The organism is Rhodococcus mengyinensis (assembly GCF_048381435.1).
In the GTDB taxonomy this organism is placed as follows: Bacteria; Actinomycetota; Actinomycetes; order Mycobacteriales; family Mycobacteriaceae; genus Rhodococcus_F; species Rhodococcus_F opacus_D.
Window position 1 is genome coordinate 1 of the sequence record NZ_JBLWIT010000024.1, and the last position, 17,150, is coordinate 17,150.

A 17,150-nucleotide genomic window follows, 5' to 3' on the forward strand; every position below is an offset into this window, starting at 1 on the left:
GGCTCTTCTGCCATGAATGTGGATGGCCCTGCATGTGATAAGGGCAGGTGGTGTGGGGGTGGGCGCACGGGCCGCCCGTAGGGTCGAAAGCTCCTACACATCCGTCACCATCGGAGATGACCCGTGCGCGCTTCAACCCTACTCAACAGGCTGCTGTGCCTACCGCAGGCCACCGTCCGCGACGTCGAGATCGCCGACGATCGGGTGCGGGTGGCGGTGCGCCCCCACCGCCGCCGGATGCGGTGCCCGCACTGCGACTATTCAACCCTTCATCGCTACGACACCCGCGAGGTGGACTCATCGTGGCGGCACCTCGACCTGGGTGGACGCGTCTGTGTGCTCACGATGCGCCGCCGGCGACTGCGATGCCCCGAGCACGGGGTGCTGGTCGAGGCGGTGGACTTCGCCCGACCCGGATCCGGGTTCACTCGCGACTTCGAGGACCTGGCGGTGTGGCTGGCCACCAAGACCGACAAGTCCACCGTGTCGGTGTTCTGCCGGGTCACCTGGCGCACCGTCGGCGCGATCTGCGGCCGGGTCGTCGCCGACAAACTCGACCCCGACCGATTCACGAATCTGGTCGAGATCGGGGTGGACGAGATTTCGTGGCGCCGCCACCACAAGTATCTGACGCTGGTGTCCGACCACGAGACCGGCAAGATCGTTTGGGGCACCGAGGGCAAGCACGCCGCCGCGCTCGGCACCTTCTTCACCGACACCCTGCCCGCGGGGGCCGCGGAGCGGATCGAGGCGGTGTCGATGGACCTCGGACCGGCCTACGTCAAGGCGGTGCGTGAGCATGCCCCGCAGGCGACGATCTGTTTCGACCCGTTCCATGTCGTCAAACTCGCCACCGACGCCCTCGACGACGTGCGTCGCCAGGTGTGGCAGCACGCCCGCAGTCTCTCGGACAAGCAGATCGCCAAGACCTATCGAGGTGCGCGGTGGGCGCTTTTGAAGAATCCCGAAAGCCTGTCCGCCAAGCAGGCTTCGACACTGAAAGCGCTCAAACGGCAGGGCGGCGCACTGGTCCGGGCCTACGAACTCAAGGAGGCGTTGCGCGCGGTCTTCGCCGGCGATCTCGACGACGAGGTGGTGCTCGAGATGCTCGCCCGATGGTGTGCCTGGGCGCAGCGCTGCCGGATCCCGCAGTTCGTCAAACTCGGACGCACCATCCGAAAGCACCTCGACGGCATCACCGCCGCGGTCGAACGAGGCCTCGCGAACGGACGCCATGAGGGACTGAATAACAAGGTGAGGCTGATTATCCGCCGGGCCTACGGATTCCACACCGCCGAGAATGCTCTCGCGTTGATCCTGCTCGCCTGCGGACCCGTCACCCTCACCCTCCCGTATCACACGGCAACCCATCCACATTCATGACAAGAGAGCCCGAATTAAGATCACCGAACCGGCCACGACCTGGGTCAGCTCGCCGATGCCACCGAGGCAAAAGCCCCGAGCACCGCGCTCCGTCGATACAACAAGGCCGTCGCAGCCGCAGTCGATGCAGGATTCGCGATCCCACCGCAGCCTGCCTTCGACCGGCAAGCTGACCTCGTCAGCTCCCCGGTTTCCCGGCAACGCAACGGGTCCCTGATCAGCTTGCGCAACCGCATGGCCAGTGCGCACTGCTGATCCCACGGTGCGGCGCTCCACGGACCCAGCCGGCGGCACCCCGCAGATTTGCACGCGGCTTGCGCACCGCCCCCGTGCCTCCGGCAACCGTTGCGCAATGCCTATTGAGAGTGCCGCGGGCATCAGTCCCTCACGCAATCTAGGCATTGCAACGGCAGTGACGAAGCCAGACAACTCGACACCGGCACACGATCGTTGCCGCGCAATGGTCCAGGGCCACACTCATGGACTTTCACGAACCGGAAGGCGCAGGAAGGGGATGTGTTCGGCACACCGATGACCACCACGACGAAGACGTTCCTAAGTCTTGCAGTTATCCACAGATCACGTTGATCTCACCGGACAAACCGGCCACAGTGGGCGCTCACCTCGACGCGAGCGCAACCGGCTAGAGCCGCTGTTGCGCTCACCGAACGGTGATGAATTACCCTAGTCCGCCCGGTAGATGAGGTGCCAATGCCCGCCACACGTCCGACCGCCCGCCGCGCGCTCGCCGCACTGGTCACCGCGACGGTCGCCAGCGCAACCGCAACGGTGACCGTCCCGGCGGTGGCGCACGCGGACTCAGCCAGATGTGCATCGACGTTCAACCTCTTCATCCCCGGAACCTGGGAAACCACCGAGCAGGCCGACCCCGCCGTTCCGGTCGGCATCCTGAAACCGATCGCCGACGCCATCACAGCCACCCACGACGACCGCGCGGAGGTCTACACCCTGCCGTATATGGCCCGCGCATTCGACAACGGAAAGACATACGCCGTCAGCAAGTCGGACGCACGAACGAAAGCGGCCAGTGTGCTGACCGACGTTGCGAGCAAGTGCCCGCGAACGAAATTCACGATCACCGGATACTCCCAGGGTGCCGACGCGGCCGGCGATCTCGCCTCCGACATCGGCAACGGCAAGGGCCCCATCCCACCCGACCGGGTACTCGCGGTCGGCCTGCTGGCGGACCCCGGCTCGGGCACCGAAGGTGAAGCCGTCGTCGGCCCCCGCGCCGCAGGAACCGGCATCGCCGACCCCCGCCCGCAGGGAATGGGCCAACTCTCCGGGCGCGTCGCCTCCATCTGCTACACCGGCAAGGACCTGTACTGCTCGATCCAGAAGGGAGCGAGCCCGCTCCTCGGGTCGCTCGGCTCCATCCTCAGCAAGGCTCCCAGCACCGAACCCGGGGCGCCCACCCCCGACGGAAGCACCGGTCTCGCTGACGCATTGACCTCCGACTTCTCCCAAGCCGATCTGCCGGCACTCGGACCACACGCCACCACGCTGACGCAGCAGAGCACCGCGGACACCATCGACGTCGGCCAGGTGGCAAACTCCGCGACATCGCTGATGCACAGCCTCACCCCGATCGCGGATCTGATCGCCTCCGGCGCAGCGAACTCCGCCGCGACCACCGACCTGACCACCGCGGCACCGGGAACCGCTGAACACGCCGCCGGACAGTTCCTGGCCGCCGCGTCCCAGGCCGACCTGTCGAATGCGGTGACCACCGCGACCAAGCTCGCCGACACCGCCTCGACGTTGGTCCAGTCCGGCACCGCCACCGTGCCGGCCACGTCGCCGGAAGCGACCGCGCTGTCCATACCAGCAGGAACACTGAGCGCACAGGTTGCGCCGCTGGCTGCCACACCCGCCGACACACTCACGACCGCATCGAGCGTGCTGGCGGTCCTCAAACCGAGCATCGTCGTCGGCCAAGTACTCAACGTGGTGACAGGCTTGACCGCACTCGACCTCCCCGGAATCCTGCAGAACCTAACCGTCCTCCCGCAGAAGGTCGCCGCGCTCGACGCACACGGGGCGCACCAGATCGCGGGGGAGTTGAACAACCAGTTCGCGCCGTTGGTCACCCTCGCCGCCGGCGTCGACCTCCGATGGGTCTCACAGATCCTCGCGGTCATCCCGGACCCATCCGGGTTCACCCAGATCGCCGCACTGGTGACCTCGATCCTTGCCAATGTCGATGTCATCCGGCTCGCCAACCTGATCGGTCAGATTCAGGAAATCGCCTGGGCCGCGGTGGAGAGACTCCTCCCACCACCCGGACAGGCGCCCGACCCACTCGGCGCCGGAGCCGCCATGACCGGACTGCTACCCGTGGGTCTCGACCTCGCCTCGGTCGCGGTGAACATGCTCTCAGGCAAGGCCACCAAGACCGACCCGGCCCTCCTCGGCAGACAAGCCCACACCGCTCCGCCCTCGGTCCCCGACCAAGCACAGAGCCTCGACCTGAACGGGCTGACCGGATCGCTGACCACCATGGCCACCTCCCAAGGTGCCGATGACCTCGCCGCCCTGGTTTCCGAGGGGTTGAACGCCGCATCATTCTTCGCCTCCGGCGCCCACACCGACTACAACCACCTCGTCGTCGATAACGCCGGACGCACCGCCATCCAATGGCTCACCGATTGGCTCAACCTTCAGATCAGCCGGGCCGCGTAACCCGCCTTCCGAAATGATCCTGCACGAGAGAGGCGAACATCATGGCCCCACCACGATCACACAATCCCGCTGCCCGGTGGATCTGGTGCAGGCGCTGCAAACTCCGCGGCTACCTCGCCCGAACCGACGCCAAGAGCGTCCGCAGACGCCACCACGGATCGAAAGGACTCTCGGTGTTCCCCTGCCCCCACAATCCCAGCCAGTACCACGTCGGGCATCGTCCGCCCGCCCTCACTCTCGGAGCCATCGATCGCCGCCGACTACGCAACCAGGCACTCAAAGCCAACGGGGCAATCACCGGCCGAGACATACCACCAGCTCGCTGACACGGCGACCGCACCCCACAACCGCACACCTTGACACGCACACACACGCACGCGAAGAAGGGGATCCGATGCAGGCACCGAGCAGGAAGACTCACCGATCAATAGGCCCAGCCGCGCATCAGAAGACACGGTCCACCCCGCGCAACGCGCGACGATACTGAACTCAACAAGGAAACCACCATGACCCCCTACCGGATCCAGGCCGGCCACGCGGACTCGCCGGTCATCTTGCACGTCCCGCACGCCTCCCGCTCCATCCCCGAGAACGTCCGTGCCGGCATCCTCCTGACCGACGACCAGTTGCAACGAGAGCTGGACGAATCCACCGACACAGCAACAGATCACATCGCACTTCGAACCACGGAACTCCTCGCCGCCGGTCTCCCACAACCCTGGCTGGCCATCAACCAATTCTCACGCCTCGTCATCGACCCCGAACGATTCCCCGGCGACTACGAACCCATGAACGCCGTCGGCAGAGGAGCGGTATACACCCGCACCTGCAACCGTGCCCTCCTCCGGCCCGAACCCGCCCCGGACACGCAACACCTGATGGACACCTACTACCACCCCTACGCCACCGCACTCACCGACCTGGTCGACGACCGGATCGCCACCACCGGCACAGCCGTCATCATCGACCTCCACTCCTACCCGCACCACCCCTCCAGATTCGAGGACCCCAACAAACCCCGCCCCGCCCTCTGCCTCGGCACCGACGACTTCCACACCCCGAACAGACTCCGCGAGCAGGCACGCGACGCCTTCGCCCCGATCGGCGACATCGCCACCAACACCCCCTACGGCGGCTGCTACGTCCCCCTCAACCGCTACCAGCAGGACCCGCGGGTGAGCGCCGTGATGATCGAACTCCGCCGCGACCAGTACCTCACAACGCCGAGCGCCGCGAACCCGAACAAGGTCGACACACTCGCCGGCATGCTCGCAACCCTCGTCGCCCACTGCACACCGAAAGCGGCCGCCGACTGATGTGCAAACCCAAACCCGGACCCCGCTGCTCCAAACACATGCGCATCCGACTCACCCACGCCCACACCAAACTCAATGACGCACTCCACGCACTCGCTGACGATCCCGACAACAACACCCTCAAACACCGCGTCCGCCGTGCCGAAGCAGCCGTCGCAGAACATGCCGCACTGTACGACTCCACCCCCGCCGGTCAGAACGAACTTCGCGACGCAATCGCACACGAGGACAACGACACTTCCCGCAATCTGCTCAAACAACGACTGGCCGCCGCTGAAGCCTTACGCGCACAACAGATACAGACGATGCACTATGGTCAGCAGAATCCAACAACTAAGGACAATCACGATGAGCAACGAACCGACACTGACCCAGCAGCAACGGGAAGCGTTCTGGCGCCTCCACGGGTGGCGCCCGGATCTGCCGGACAACGAGCGCCGGGAGATAGAGCAGTACTGGACCGACCCGGAGATCGCGGAGGCCGAAGCGCTCGGATTCTGATCGCCGGTCGCGAGATCACTCCGGTCGCCGAACACACCCTGTCATCGCACACACATGAGCGGTTGGCCGCACAGGGAGTTAGCACACCCACGCTGTTTGAACTCGACCCACGTGATGCAGATCTGTATCGAGACCAGATGCTCGCCCTCCGAGACAACAATCCCTACGCGGCCTCTGTCTACGTCTACGACGCTCACGAGTACCGCGGTATGCGGATGCTCGTCACCGACGACGGAAAGGCCGGCGTCGCGGTCAACGGCGATGAGGTTGTCTCGGTCTTCGCGCACAACGATTGCGAACACCCGAGGGCGGCGTACGCGCTGCTCTCTCAGGCAACCGAAATCGGCGGTCGCCGCCTGGACTGCTTCGACACAGTGCTTCCCAAGATCTACGCGCAATCGGGCTTCGTCCCAGTTGCACGCCTCGCGTGGAACGACACCTACGCACCCGACGGCTGGGACTACAGCACGTACCAGAGATACAACAACGGACGGCCAGATGTCGTCTTCATGGCATATAACCCCGAAGCAATCGGTTCGAAATACATGCGCACCACCGACCACTACGTCGAAGACTACGACGCCGGAGTCGACGCGGCCCGGCGATACCAACAGAAATGACTCCACGCAATCACTTGATTCGCGAGCACACTCACCAAACCTGCAACCTGAACCACTGGTGGAACTTCGGGGTCCCGGATGCGTGAATCCGTAGTCGGCGGCCGCACGCACCGCGCGACAGATGCAGTGGGCTTACTGCGACGATGCCACGATTCACTACCTGGGCCACCAGGGATGATCGGCCGTCATGACGGTTTTGAAATGCGCCTGCCGAATACCGATGTGCTGCTGTGGCACACGTAATTCCCTCGCAAGCCCACTACGGCGGGATCACAGGCCTGCACCGACGCCCTGGGTGGAAATGGCTGACATGGACCCTTGCAGACCACGTCGCCTACGACACGGCTGTCACAGCGGTCCCCGTCACCGACGGCGCGGAGGCCCCGCCTCCGGCTACCGGGTCGTGCGGTGGACGCAAACGTACAGTGCCCGACCCCTCTGGAGCTCTCTATACCGGCTTCTGCCAAAGGCTTTGCCACGACGATGCCCGCCAACTCGCACCCCTCGAGAGCATCCGAATACTCTTCGGGCTGCACGGCTTCTCGACCCCCACACCGTCGTCGCCCCGTACGAGAGGCGCCTCGGCAGCCCGGACTCCGTCACCGCCGCAACGCCTTCGCCCAGGCGTATGACGGAGGACTTCTCGCTGCCCTGGATATCGTCGTGCGGGCGGAGCAAGACGACACCCGGATCGTCACCGGCATATGTCCGCACGCCCGCACTCCGTTGAATGGCAGCCGCAGCATGGGTGAGCAGCTGCAGCGCATTGTAGCAACCGTCGCCGACGGGAGTCTCGACCCCGTTGGCCTGCACAAGAAGTCGACATGACCTAGAAATGTGGGTACCCCGCGCTACATTGCCCACCGAGCAACTCACACCCGGTCTTGGTAAGGAGGAGACAAGAATGCTGTTCGTTGCAATGCTCGCTGTGGGGGTGGCGTTTCTGAGCGGGGCACTGTATCCGCTGCTGGGGGTCGTGCGAAACTGGAGTGACGGGGACCGATCCAAAATCCAGTCGATGGTCGCAGCCATGTCACTCGTCGCCCTCTACGGCCTGCTGTTCCTCTACGCCGGTTTAGCAGGGCTGCTTGGCGCGCGGCTGTCGGCCACAACCATCCTCACCTTCTTCGCGGCAACTGTGTTGGTCGGCGTAGCCTTCTCGGCCGCGAGCGTGTACACAAAACGCCGCGCATGGTCGTTGGACAACGAACTGCGGGCCGCATCCTCCCGCCCTGACCGCCGCCACTGGATGCCGCCGCTGTTGGTTGGACTGGTGTGGCTCTTGGGTGGACTCATTGCCCAGTTCGGCGTGCTGCTGGTGACCAGCCCGAGTATTGGGGACTCGCCTGAGCCAGTGCAGGACGACCTCGGCGTGACCGTTGCGCTGGTGTGCACGGCTGCCGTCATGGTGATAGCTGCGGGTGCGGCGGGCACCCAGAAATGGCGGCTAGACCGAGAAGAGAACCGACTGCGAATATCTGACCGCATGGTCACGCACCGAGGACACGGAGGCGGACGAGGATGAACCACGACGACAGCATCGCGGCGACCTCCCTGGACTGGTCCACTGTCGTCCTGAAAGAATCAGAGCCGCCGCCGGCCCGCCCAGCGGAAGACGGATTACTGAGCGTTTTGCTCGGCATTCTCGTCCTCTCGATCGGCGGAACCCTTCTGACGGTGATCCCGCTGTTGTTCGCCGGGTTAGCTGTTGTGTTGGCAGCCGCCGCAGGCGTCGAGGCGAGCTTCCTCACCCACCACTCCGACGCCCTCTGGACCCTGGCCGGTGCGAGCACATCGACGTTTCTCCTGGGGGGTGCCGCAGTGGGCGGCATGACAGCGATCGGTGCAGTGAAGAACAGGCGAAAGCCCAACGAGATCACCGGCAACCAATTGGCCGCGGCGCCCGACCCGGTGCGCGAACTCATGAGTGACGCTGTCCTGACCATCGAAGCGATCAAAGAGTCCCGCGCGTGGCGCGAAGGGCTATTCACCGACCTGGACCTGTGGGCGGTTATCTGGGACATCGGCTCCCGGGTTCTCGCAGCCACTCAACTGCATGACGCCATCACCGCGGCGGCCGAAACCGGTAGCGGCACGCTTGCGCCCGAGGGCGACCAGACCTACGTGCTGTCCTGCGCCCAAATCGCCGCCGCAGTTCAGGCGTTGCGGGACGCGGCCTACGCAGTAACGCAGCTGTCGGCCGAACTAGCCGCCGCGGATGCCACCGCACAACAGGGCACCGAGCGTGCCGAACGAGCTGAACAAACCGCAGAGCGAATTGAGCGTCTCATCACCGCGCAGGCAAATGCCCCGACGACGCCAGCCACGGCGGTCACCGACCTGAGTGAGACAATCACCGCCCGGACGGTTGCCTACAGGGAACTGCGTACGGCTCGACCTGGAAAGCCGGAAAGCCGGAACGGTGGAACGGCTGATCGCGCACGCGTTGACGGAGGCCGAGGTGGGGCTGACGGTGGCGGCCGAGCCGATGGGCATGGACTGACGGATGAGTAGTGAACGCTGCAACGGCCGGCCCCGCAGACCAGGGTTGTCCGCGCGGGCACCGCGCTACACCGGATCCAGGGGTGCGGGATCGCCGTACCCACCGAACTCGTTCAACAGCAACGGTATCCGCGTACTCGGCGACCCGCAGGACGGTCCGCAGCGACAGTTCTTTCGGTCGACAAGCTTCAACTCCGCCGCCATCGCCCCGCTCGGGGACGCGTTCGCCATCGACACCCAACCGGTTGTTGATTTGGAGTCAGGGCTGCGTGAGTTCCGGCGGGATCTGCGTCCAGAGGGTGCGGTATCGGTGGGGTGTGCGGGCTTTGCGGGCGGCACGGATCCAGTCGTGTGTGGTCTCCGGTGGCCGACGGAATCGCATCGATCGTGGTGGGGTGGTCGTGGGGGTTCTGTTGTGCCAGCACAGGGCGGCGAGGAGCAGGGTCGCGGCGCCGGTGGCGATGGGTAGGGTGGGGGTCGGTGACAGCAACGCGGCCGCCGTCACAATTCCGGTGCCGAGCAGCAGTGTCGCGATGGCTGCCAGGACGCAGTGGAGTTTGACTCGTGCCGCGCTGCCGGTGCGGAGCTCATCGACGTACGCGTCCCGCCAGTAGCGGGTGTTGTGGGTGGTTGCGGTGTGCCACTGGACGAGCTGGTCGTACCGTGCGCGGTAGTCCTCATGTTCGCCGGTGGGCTGCTTCTTCGCTGCGTGCAGTTGGGTGGGCGTGGGCGTGATCTTTTTCTGTGCAGCAGTGGTTTTGTACAGATGCCCGGCGAGTTGTGTGCCGAAGGCCGACGGTGTGGTGAACGATCCGGCGGCGGCGTAGTCGGCGTTGGTGGGCTCGTCCGCGGCATGTCCGAGGGCGACCATCACAGGAACGCGGCAGTGGCGGATGGCGTGTGCGAGGTCGGCGTCGTGGAAGGACCAAAGGTCCGTCCAGTGGCCACCGCCGCGGGTGATGACGACGAGGTCGGTGCGGCTTGGTTCGATGGTGGCGGTTCATCGACACCACGACCGGGTCGAGGGTTGGGACACCGACTCGTACCTTGTCGAGCATCGCCTTGATGTCGGTGACGGCTTTGGAGCCCTTGGAGGAGATGACGGTGATGTTGCGGAGCTTCTCCGGCCACTGCACGCTGGTGGGATTGCCTTTAGTGAACAAGGATGTGGTGAAGCCGAGGGTCGCGAGCCTGTCTCGATGTGCGTTCTCGGCACACGTCACGGGCCCCAGGTCTGTGCGTTCGGGGTAGACCTGGTTGGCGCGCAGTTGCAGCGCGCGGGTGTAGGGGCTGACGGTCAAGTTTCCTGCGACGGTGATTCCGGCACGGTTGGTGATGTGGTCGCCGAAACGGCGTCCGACACGGTGTTTGAGGAATCCGCTTACTGCTGCGGCGACATCGTTGCTGAAGTACACGGGTATGTAATCGACGGCGCGGCCGTGTGGGGAGGCAAGGTCCATCTGCCAGTTGCCACCGGAGAGTCGTCTGAGCTCGCGGCACCCTCCGGGGATGACGATCTGCATGTCCACGCTCTGATCGAGGTGAGTCTGGACGTACTTGCTGGTTTCTGCGACGGTCAGATGACGTCCGCGACGTTCCGCCCATTGCGCCATTGCTGTATCCACCCCGATGAACCCTTCCTCCCCGTATGTGTCCTACTTGCCGCCCCTGCCGTGTGTGGTCGGGGCAGCGCACGACAGCCTGGCACATGGTCCCGACACCGCACGAACACGCGGATCTGCGACGCGGGCGGACGGGCCGAGCGGACCGGTCCCTGGGCGGCAGGTGGTATCGCCCCCGTCAGGGGTCATCAGGTGATTCGCCGGCACCCTTGTGGGGCGCTGCGACCCGCCGCCGTTGCTCACCGACGACACCGGCACCGTGGCTGTCCTGCTGACGCTGGCGCGGGCGCACGCACACCACCCGGACCCGCAGGTGGCCGGCGCGGCGGCCATGGTGGCGTGGTGGGCGGATCGGGCCGATCATCCCGGCACCTCGGCGGTGGTGAATCTGGTGGCCGCGTCGTCGGCGCGGTACGTCCTCGGCACCACCCCGGAGGCCGAACGGTCGGCGACCACCTGGCGGCAGTGGCTGCGCATCTCCGATGACAGCGTCATCGGCTTGCACGAGTGGGCCGCGACGATCGGCGGCGGACCGCTGCTGCCCCTACTGGCGCCGATCCACGAGGACGACCGCTATTGCTGGGACCGCGCGCTGTCGGCAGCGACAGCCGGGCACGATTGGTCGCGTCCGGACACCACCGCCAGCGCCGCCATGGGACTGCGCACCCGATGCGATGCCGCCGACCTGAAAGCTGCCGCCCTGCTCGACGATCCGCTCTGGCGGCAACGCGCAGTCCACACCGGGCACGTGGCGGTCGGGGTGGCCTCGGTGACCCCGCCGCCGACCGGCACGCGTCGGCGGGGCGTATCGCTGTCGGTGACCTGCGAGCGGCTCGATTCACGGTTGCGCGTCGGATCCGAGGTCACTGGCTGGATAGGCACCCCAGCGGACACACCCTTCGAACGGTTCTGCGCCGAGGTCACCTCGGCACACGTCGTAGAGGGAAAGCTGGTCCTGCATCTCGGCCCGGTCGGCGCACACGCCCCCGCACCCGGAGCAAGGGTGTGTTTGATGCCGCAGCCGCCGTCCCCGCAGACGATGCGCGCGGGTCGGGGCCGATACTGGCGGCTCTACCGTGCCCGCCGTTCCTGGCTCTCCACCGGCCACACACCGGTCGCTACGCGGCGTGAGGTTTGAGGTTCCCCCCGAACGGTGGACAAGGGGGTTACCTGCTTCAGGCGACTGCCGCCCGAAGTGACTTCTCGTAGCTGTCGGGGCTTTGCATTCCCACTGCCGAGTGTCGTCGGACAGTGTTGTAGAAGATCCCGCTGTCAACTGCGGCAACGAGATCAGAATTCGTCGCAAAGACGTGCCGATAGTATTCCTCGTGCTTGAAGGTCGACCAGAACGATTCGGAAGGACTGTTGTCCCAGCAGATCCCGGTCGCACCCATCGACCGACGCAACCCGTGCCGGAAACAGGCGGCCGCGGTCAGGTGAGCCGTGTATTCCCCACCCCGGTCCGAGTGCAGGATCGTCTGACGACACCACCCACCGCGCGCAGCCACGGCGCGGTCGATGGCTGTCGTGACCATCTCGGCACCGATGTGATCAGCAATGCTGTATCCCAACACTTTCCGCGAATGGCCGTCCCGGATTGCACACAAGAACATGTCACCTTCACCGGAGGTGAGATAGGTGACGTCGGTGAGCCAGACGGCATCGAGTCGGCCCTGGTCGAAGTGCCGCTCGATCAGATCCGGCGGGAACGACGCCTGCGGATCGACCACCGTCGTCTTGACCTTGAACGTGCGCGGACTGATGCCCTCCATACCTATCGAGGCCATGATCTTGGCCACCGTCTTCTTGTTCACCACCTCGCCGTGAGCACGCAACTCGGCCGTGACCCGCGGAGACCCGTAGGTTCCCTTCGAATCCTTGTGGATCTCGACGATCTTGACTTCGAGGTCGGCGCGACGCTGCTGCCTCGGCGTCAGCACCCTGGTAGCTCTACGTTTGATGTACTGGTAGTAGCCAGATGTGGACACTGTCAGCAGTCGCGCATCCGCGTGATCGAAAAGCGCTCACCTTCCGGTGCGGCGGTACCGGCGGTCTCCGCAATGCCGTCGAGGCCGGCGTACTTCACCATCAGATCGAACCGGGTCGATTCTTCTGCATCGCAGCAAAGTACGCCGAGGCTTTTACCAGGAAAGCGTTGTCTTTCTCGAGCTCGCCGACCTGCCGTCGCAGTCGCAGCAACTCGGCGCGTTCGGCCGTGTCCAGAGGTTTTTCTCCATGGACCTCGGCGGCGGCGATCCTGCGACGCTCGACTTTGACCCACTCACCCAACAGGCTCTCGTTCAGGCCCAGCTCCCGGGCCACTTCTGCGATGGTACGGCCGGAATCGATCACACGATGGGCGGCCTCGACCTTGTACTCGGCCGTGAACGACCGACGCTTGCGAGGAGGCATACGGACATCCTTCCAGCGGGACTGGAGTCCCGCTAACTCGGTGTCCACTTTTCGGGGGGAACCTCAGTTCCCCTCGACGTGCTGATCGCAGGCGCAGAGGACTAGCCCCGCCAGCCTGCACCCGCAACCCTAAACATTCTGCATCACAACACCTTTAGTGAAAGGTCGCCACCGTCATGCGCATCCTCGCCCCCCGCCCAGATATCCCCAACCCGGCACCGGCGAACGCGTCGGAACCCAGGCCCAGCGCGCCGCCGCTCACGCAGTGGCCGGGATCGCAGATCATGTCCGACCCGATCACCGCCCGTGTGCTGTTCTCGGTGTGGTCGGGTGATCCCGCCGTAGTGGTCCCGTCGCCACCCGGCGCGGGCAAGACCCGACTGGTCGCCCTTCTCGCGGCAGCATTGGCGCACCGCGCGGATCTGCGTGTCGGTGTCGCGGCCCAGACCCGGCAGCAGGCAGTGGAGATCGCGCGGCGCCTGGGCACCCTCACCGATCGCGCTGCTCTGATGTGGAAAGCGAAACCGCCGAAACCCGACAGCGGGCAGACGCCCACGGTGTCGGGGCAGAAGGTGCGGTGGCCCGGTGAGGTGGGTGCGATCCTGATCGGCACGACCGCCCGATGGCTGTTCTCGGACCCCGACCGGGTGGCGGCGGACGTGCTTCTGGTCGATGAATCCTGGCAGTGCACCTACGCAGATCTGGGCGCACTCGGTGCCATGGCCCGGCAGGTGGTCTGTGTCGGCGATCCCGGTCAGATCGATCCGGTGGTGACCGGCGATGTGTCTCGATGGGACGGCAGCGATACCGCCCCGAACCTGCCGGGACCGATCGCGCTGCAGGCCGCACACGGCGACGCGGTGGGCGTGGTCCGGCTGCGCTACACCTGGCGGCTCGGACCCGGCACCACCGCCCTGATCGGGCCGTTGTTCTACCCCGACCTGCCGTTCACCTCCCGCCGACCACCGGAGCACCTGACCGACGCAGGCGGGGTCGTGCCGGAGCTGGCGCACCGCCTGGTCACCGTCCGTGGTGGCCCGTCCGATCCGGCGCTGGTGACCGCGTGCGCCCAGCGGGCGCGCGAAGTGCTCGACACCGTGCTGGTCACCGCCCAGGACCAGCGACCGATCAGCGCCGCCGATATCGCGGTGGTGGTTCCCCACGTGAGCCAGGCGGCGGCGATCCGCGCCCTGCTGTCCGATCACCCGGACGTGCTGGTCGGCACCGCGAATTCACTGCAAGGGCTCGAGCGGGCCGCTGTGGTGGTGCTGCATCCGCTGGCCGGATACCGCACCGCCGAGCCGTTCAGCCTCGATCCGGGCCGCGCCTGCGTGATGCTTTCGCGTCACCGCGCCCACATGAGCGTCGTCATCGATGACGCGAGCGCCGCCGTACTCGCCCACACCGAACCCTCGACCGCGCACGCCACCCATGCCGCCCTGTTGGCCGCGCTGCACCGCACCCCCGCTGTGTAGCAACCCATCACAACGAAAGGGGATTAGAAAATGTCCGATGACATCAGGACCCGAGTTCCGCGCAGAACGGCTGCCCGGCGTCGACTCGCCAGCCCCACTGGTGGCCGCATTCGCGGGGCGGACCCGAGGTGAACTTCACCGACGACGACGACAAGGGGTTCTCCGGTCCACGGGGGCGGCGTCCGCGCGCTGCGGGCAGGCGACGGGCTGATCACCCATGCCCGCCTCTGCAACACCGCTCGGGAGGAGGCCATCACGGTCTTCGCCGGACTTCCTCGGTGATCTGCACCATCTGGCCGACGTGATGGGCGTCGACCGGGACGAAGCACAGCGACGGGGAGCGGTCCACTTTCGCCGCCGAACTGTACGGCGCGGACTGACGGAACCGGCGGCTGGAGGGGTCCGTCCGGACCCGTCCGGCCGGCGGTCCCCGGCACCGGGTGCGCCGGGGACCGGGTACTTCCCACCCGTGCGGTCACCACACGTGTTCCTGACCGCGCGATTTATGCGGGTCGATGTGCGTGAAATGCTGCGTGTCGACGTGCGTGAAGCTGTGCGAATCAATGTGCGTGGAGTTGTGCGTGGCGGCAGGCGTGCCGCAATGCGTGTAGACACACGGGAGCAGATGCGTGTGGTTCGGCGAGTACGTCTGTGGTTGGAGGCCGAAGGTCCCGGAACTACGCGGCCGAAGCAGGGTTGGCCAGTGGCCGTCCCGGAGTGCAGCAGAACAGCTTTGATCTACTTCGTCCACGTCGAATCCGTCCACATCGACTGGAATCTGACAGTCCTTCACCTCGCCGAGTGCCGAGCATGTGCACATCTGCCCCTGTGCGCCTCAGAGCGCGCGAGTGTCGGTCTGTCTGAGGGACAGGTGGTGGTGGCTATCGCATCGGGTGTGCTGAGAGCCGTGGTCCCCGTGGGCGGGGCCCGGGGGACACCCCGAGGGCTGCGAGGGGGCGCCGCTCGTCGTCCGGCAGTGCGTTGGCTCGCCACTTTTTCACTGCCCGGTAGAGCCACTGGCCTACCTGCTCACCGTCGGCGGTGACATAGTTTGCGGGAACGAGTGCGTCGCCGTGTTCTTCGCGGTAGGCGGCGATTTCGGTGAGCATCCGTCGCCGCTTACCGTCGGCCGACGGCACGGCAGGGAGCGGCACGCTGTCCTCGGTCCACACGAAGCCGATCGCATCGAGTTGCGTAATGCGTTGCGGCGGCAAGGTGCCGAGCATGCGGGCAACCCGCTGGCGGTCCTGCCAGCGTCCCAGTCGGAAGCCGCATTCGGTGACGTAGTCGGCGGGCATCACGAGTGCGGGGTGATGGCGGCGAAACTCGGTGTAGAGCTGCAGAGGTGAGGCCGCCGTCCGCCGTGCTCGCATCGAGATCACATCCTCAGGTATGCCGTCCACGTGTTGCCCGGTAGTCATTGAGTCAAAGTATGTCCACCTCTTTGACGATCTGTCACGGAAGTCGACGCGTGTCGGATGGCAACCTGTGCACAGGTCGTGAGAACTGGTGGAACCCACCAGCTGATCGGCAGCGTGCAGGACCATTCCACGCTCGCGCTCGCGCGCGTACCGGCCCGCCGGGATCGGTGGCCGCCCCCGATGCAGGGAAGCGCCCTCCCTGTTCTGGCGTCGGCCTGATCACTCCAGCGTTGTGCCCGCGGCGATCTCGGTGCGCCGTCGGGCGGTCATGTCGTAGTCACGGGTCACGCCTGAAACGTGCGGATCGGGTCACAGGTTCCAGAGTCGGAGCAGCGCGGCCCGCAGGCTGGCGGAGACGATGCGGTGGTCGGTGCGCAGCCGGGGACCCGGGTGCCCGGCATCGGCGAGCCGTACTTCCGCGTCGGGCACCGCGATCGGCTCCAGGTCGACCCGCGTACGCAGGTGGTACGCCACCGCTGTGCGGGTGCGGGGGATCGCGATCGGGTCGGAGTCCACGACCGCCGGCGAGTAGAGCCATTCGTTGTCGGCGGTGACCTGCAACAGGACGTCACCCCGCTGGAGCCGGCCACGGCCGCGGCCGGCGGGGGCGTCGATACGGAACCATTCGAGCTGATACTTCGCCGCCGGACCCGCAGACGTACGGCGGGCGCTGGTCTGGGCTGCGCGCTCGTGTTCTTCCGCGGGGCCGGGTTGGTAATGGGTGATGTGCCACAGGAACATCCGGGTCACCGGGGTGGGGAGGAAGTCGGGTTCGGCACGCCGGTTGCGGTCGCCGATTCCGGGCAGGGGTACGGCCCGGCCGATCTGCCAGATGGCGGTGGCGTTGTCGAGGAACACCTGGTCGACCTCGGTGATCTCGTCGATACCGTCGATGAAGGCCCGGACGGCGGCCACGACCTCAGGATCATCGGTGACGACGATGGCCTCATCCGAGATGGTGGAGCTGTGGGAGGCGCCTGCGGAGCCGATGACCGCCCACCTGGCGGTGGCGATCACGCCTGCGTGCAGGTTCGGTGACGACAGCACCCGCACCCCGGCGGCCACGTAGTGCGCGAGCGCGGCCGGGGAGGTGGCGTGCGCGCGCACCGCGGCCCGCGAGGCGTTCACGACGAGGACATCCCCGGCACGCAGCGGCAGCAGGTCGGGGGCGTCCTGGCCGAGGTACGCGATCGCG

General features: G+C 66.1%; 13 protein-coding genes and 1 pseudogene. 9 read left to right on the forward strand and 5 right to left on the reverse strand.

Translation table 11 applies throughout. The features are described from left to right. The first annotated feature begins 123 nt into the window (after positions 1 to 123). From ACNJ7E_RS03000 to ACNJ7E_RS03030, 7 genes are all read left to right on the forward strand, one after another. Positions 124 to 1,383, forward strand: a complete 1,260-nt coding sequence (locus tag ACNJ7E_RS03000) for an ISL3 family transposase (protein ID WP_418339027.1) — start codon at positions 124 to 126, stop codon at positions 1,381 to 1,383. 711 nt (positions 1,384 to 2,094) lie between these two features. Continuing rightward, positions 2,095 to 4,086, forward strand: coding sequence for a cutinase family protein (locus ACNJ7E_RS03005; RefSeq protein ID WP_418339103.1), 1,992 nt, complete (start codon positions 2,095 to 2,097; stop codon positions 4,084 to 4,086). 506 nt (positions 4,087 to 4,592) lie between these two features. Beyond that, positions 4,593 to 5,402, forward strand: a complete 810-nt coding sequence (locus ACNJ7E_RS03010; protein WP_418339104.1) for an N-formylglutamate amidohydrolase — start codon at positions 4,593 to 4,595, stop codon at positions 5,400 to 5,402. A 348-nt stretch (positions 5,403 to 5,750) separates the two neighbouring features. Continuing rightward, positions 5,751 to 5,903 carry a hypothetical protein gene (locus tag ACNJ7E_RS03015; protein WP_192582029.1) on the forward strand — a complete coding sequence of 51 codons (153 nt, stop codon included), beginning with the start codon at positions 5,751 to 5,753 and terminating at the stop codon, positions 5,901 to 5,903. Between the two features lie 62 nt (positions 5,904 to 5,965). Then, positions 5,966 to 6,523 (forward strand): hypothetical protein, encoded by a 558-nt coding sequence (locus tag ACNJ7E_RS03020; protein WP_418339105.1) that lies wholly within the window; start codon positions 5,966 to 5,968, stop codon positions 6,521 to 6,523. 904 nt (positions 6,524 to 7,427) lie between these two features. Then, complete coding sequence (locus ACNJ7E_RS03025) at positions 7,428 to 8,048, forward strand: hypothetical protein (protein ID WP_418339106.1); 621 nt, start codon at positions 7,428 to 7,430, stop codon at positions 8,046 to 8,048. Further along, positions 8,045 to 9,037 carry a hypothetical protein gene (locus ACNJ7E_RS03030; protein WP_418339107.1) on the forward strand — a complete coding sequence of 331 codons (993 nt, stop codon included), beginning with the start codon at positions 8,045 to 8,047 and terminating at the stop codon, positions 9,035 to 9,037. Before ACNJ7E_RS03025 ends, ACNJ7E_RS03030 begins: the two co-directional genes overlap by 4 nt. A 247-nt stretch (positions 9,038 to 9,284) precedes the next feature. Here ACNJ7E_RS03030 and ACNJ7E_RS03035 read toward each other — a convergent pair whose 3' ends face one another. Continuing rightward, complete coding sequence (locus ACNJ7E_RS03035; protein ID WP_418339111.1) at positions 9,285 to 10,016, reverse strand: exodeoxyribonuclease VII large subunit; 732 nt, start codon at positions 10,014 to 10,016, stop codon at positions 9,285 to 9,287. A gap of 833 nt (positions 10,017 to 10,849) precedes the next feature. Here ACNJ7E_RS03035 and ACNJ7E_RS03040 point away from each other — a divergent pair. After that, positions 10,850 to 11,785: pseudogene (locus ACNJ7E_RS03040) on the forward strand (hypothetical protein); the annotation flags it as partial. A gap of 37 nt (positions 11,786 to 11,822) precedes the next feature. Here the strand turns inward: ACNJ7E_RS03040 and ACNJ7E_RS03045 are convergent. Beyond that, positions 11,823 to 12,635 carry an IS3 family transposase gene (locus tag ACNJ7E_RS03045; RefSeq protein WP_418339108.1) on the reverse strand — a complete coding sequence of 271 codons (813 nt, stop codon included), beginning with the start codon at positions 12,633 to 12,635 and terminating at the stop codon, positions 11,823 to 11,825. Between the two features lie 100 nt (positions 12,636 to 12,735). After that, positions 12,736 to 13,059, reverse strand: coding sequence for an IS3 family transposase (locus ACNJ7E_RS03050; RefSeq protein WP_005563490.1), 324 nt, complete (start codon positions 13,057 to 13,059; stop codon positions 12,736 to 12,738). A 176-nt stretch (positions 13,060 to 13,235) separates the two neighbouring features. Between ACNJ7E_RS03050 and ACNJ7E_RS03055 the strand changes: the two genes are divergently transcribed. Continuing rightward, positions 13,236 to 14,534 carry an AAA family ATPase gene (locus ACNJ7E_RS03055; protein WP_418339109.1) on the forward strand — a complete coding sequence of 433 codons (1,299 nt, stop codon included), beginning with the start codon at positions 13,236 to 13,238 and terminating at the stop codon, positions 14,532 to 14,534. A gap of 881 nt (positions 14,535 to 15,415) precedes the next feature. Here the strand turns inward: ACNJ7E_RS03055 and ACNJ7E_RS03060 are convergent. Beyond that, positions 15,416 to 15,907, reverse strand: coding sequence for a helicase associated domain-containing protein (locus ACNJ7E_RS03060; protein WP_418339112.1), 492 nt, complete (start codon positions 15,905 to 15,907; stop codon positions 15,416 to 15,418). Between the two features lie 357 nt (positions 15,908 to 16,264). After that, positions 16,265 to 17,150 (reverse strand): phospholipase D-like domain-containing protein (locus tag ACNJ7E_RS03065; protein WP_418339110.1); only part of this gene is annotated, 886 nt, incomplete at its 5' end.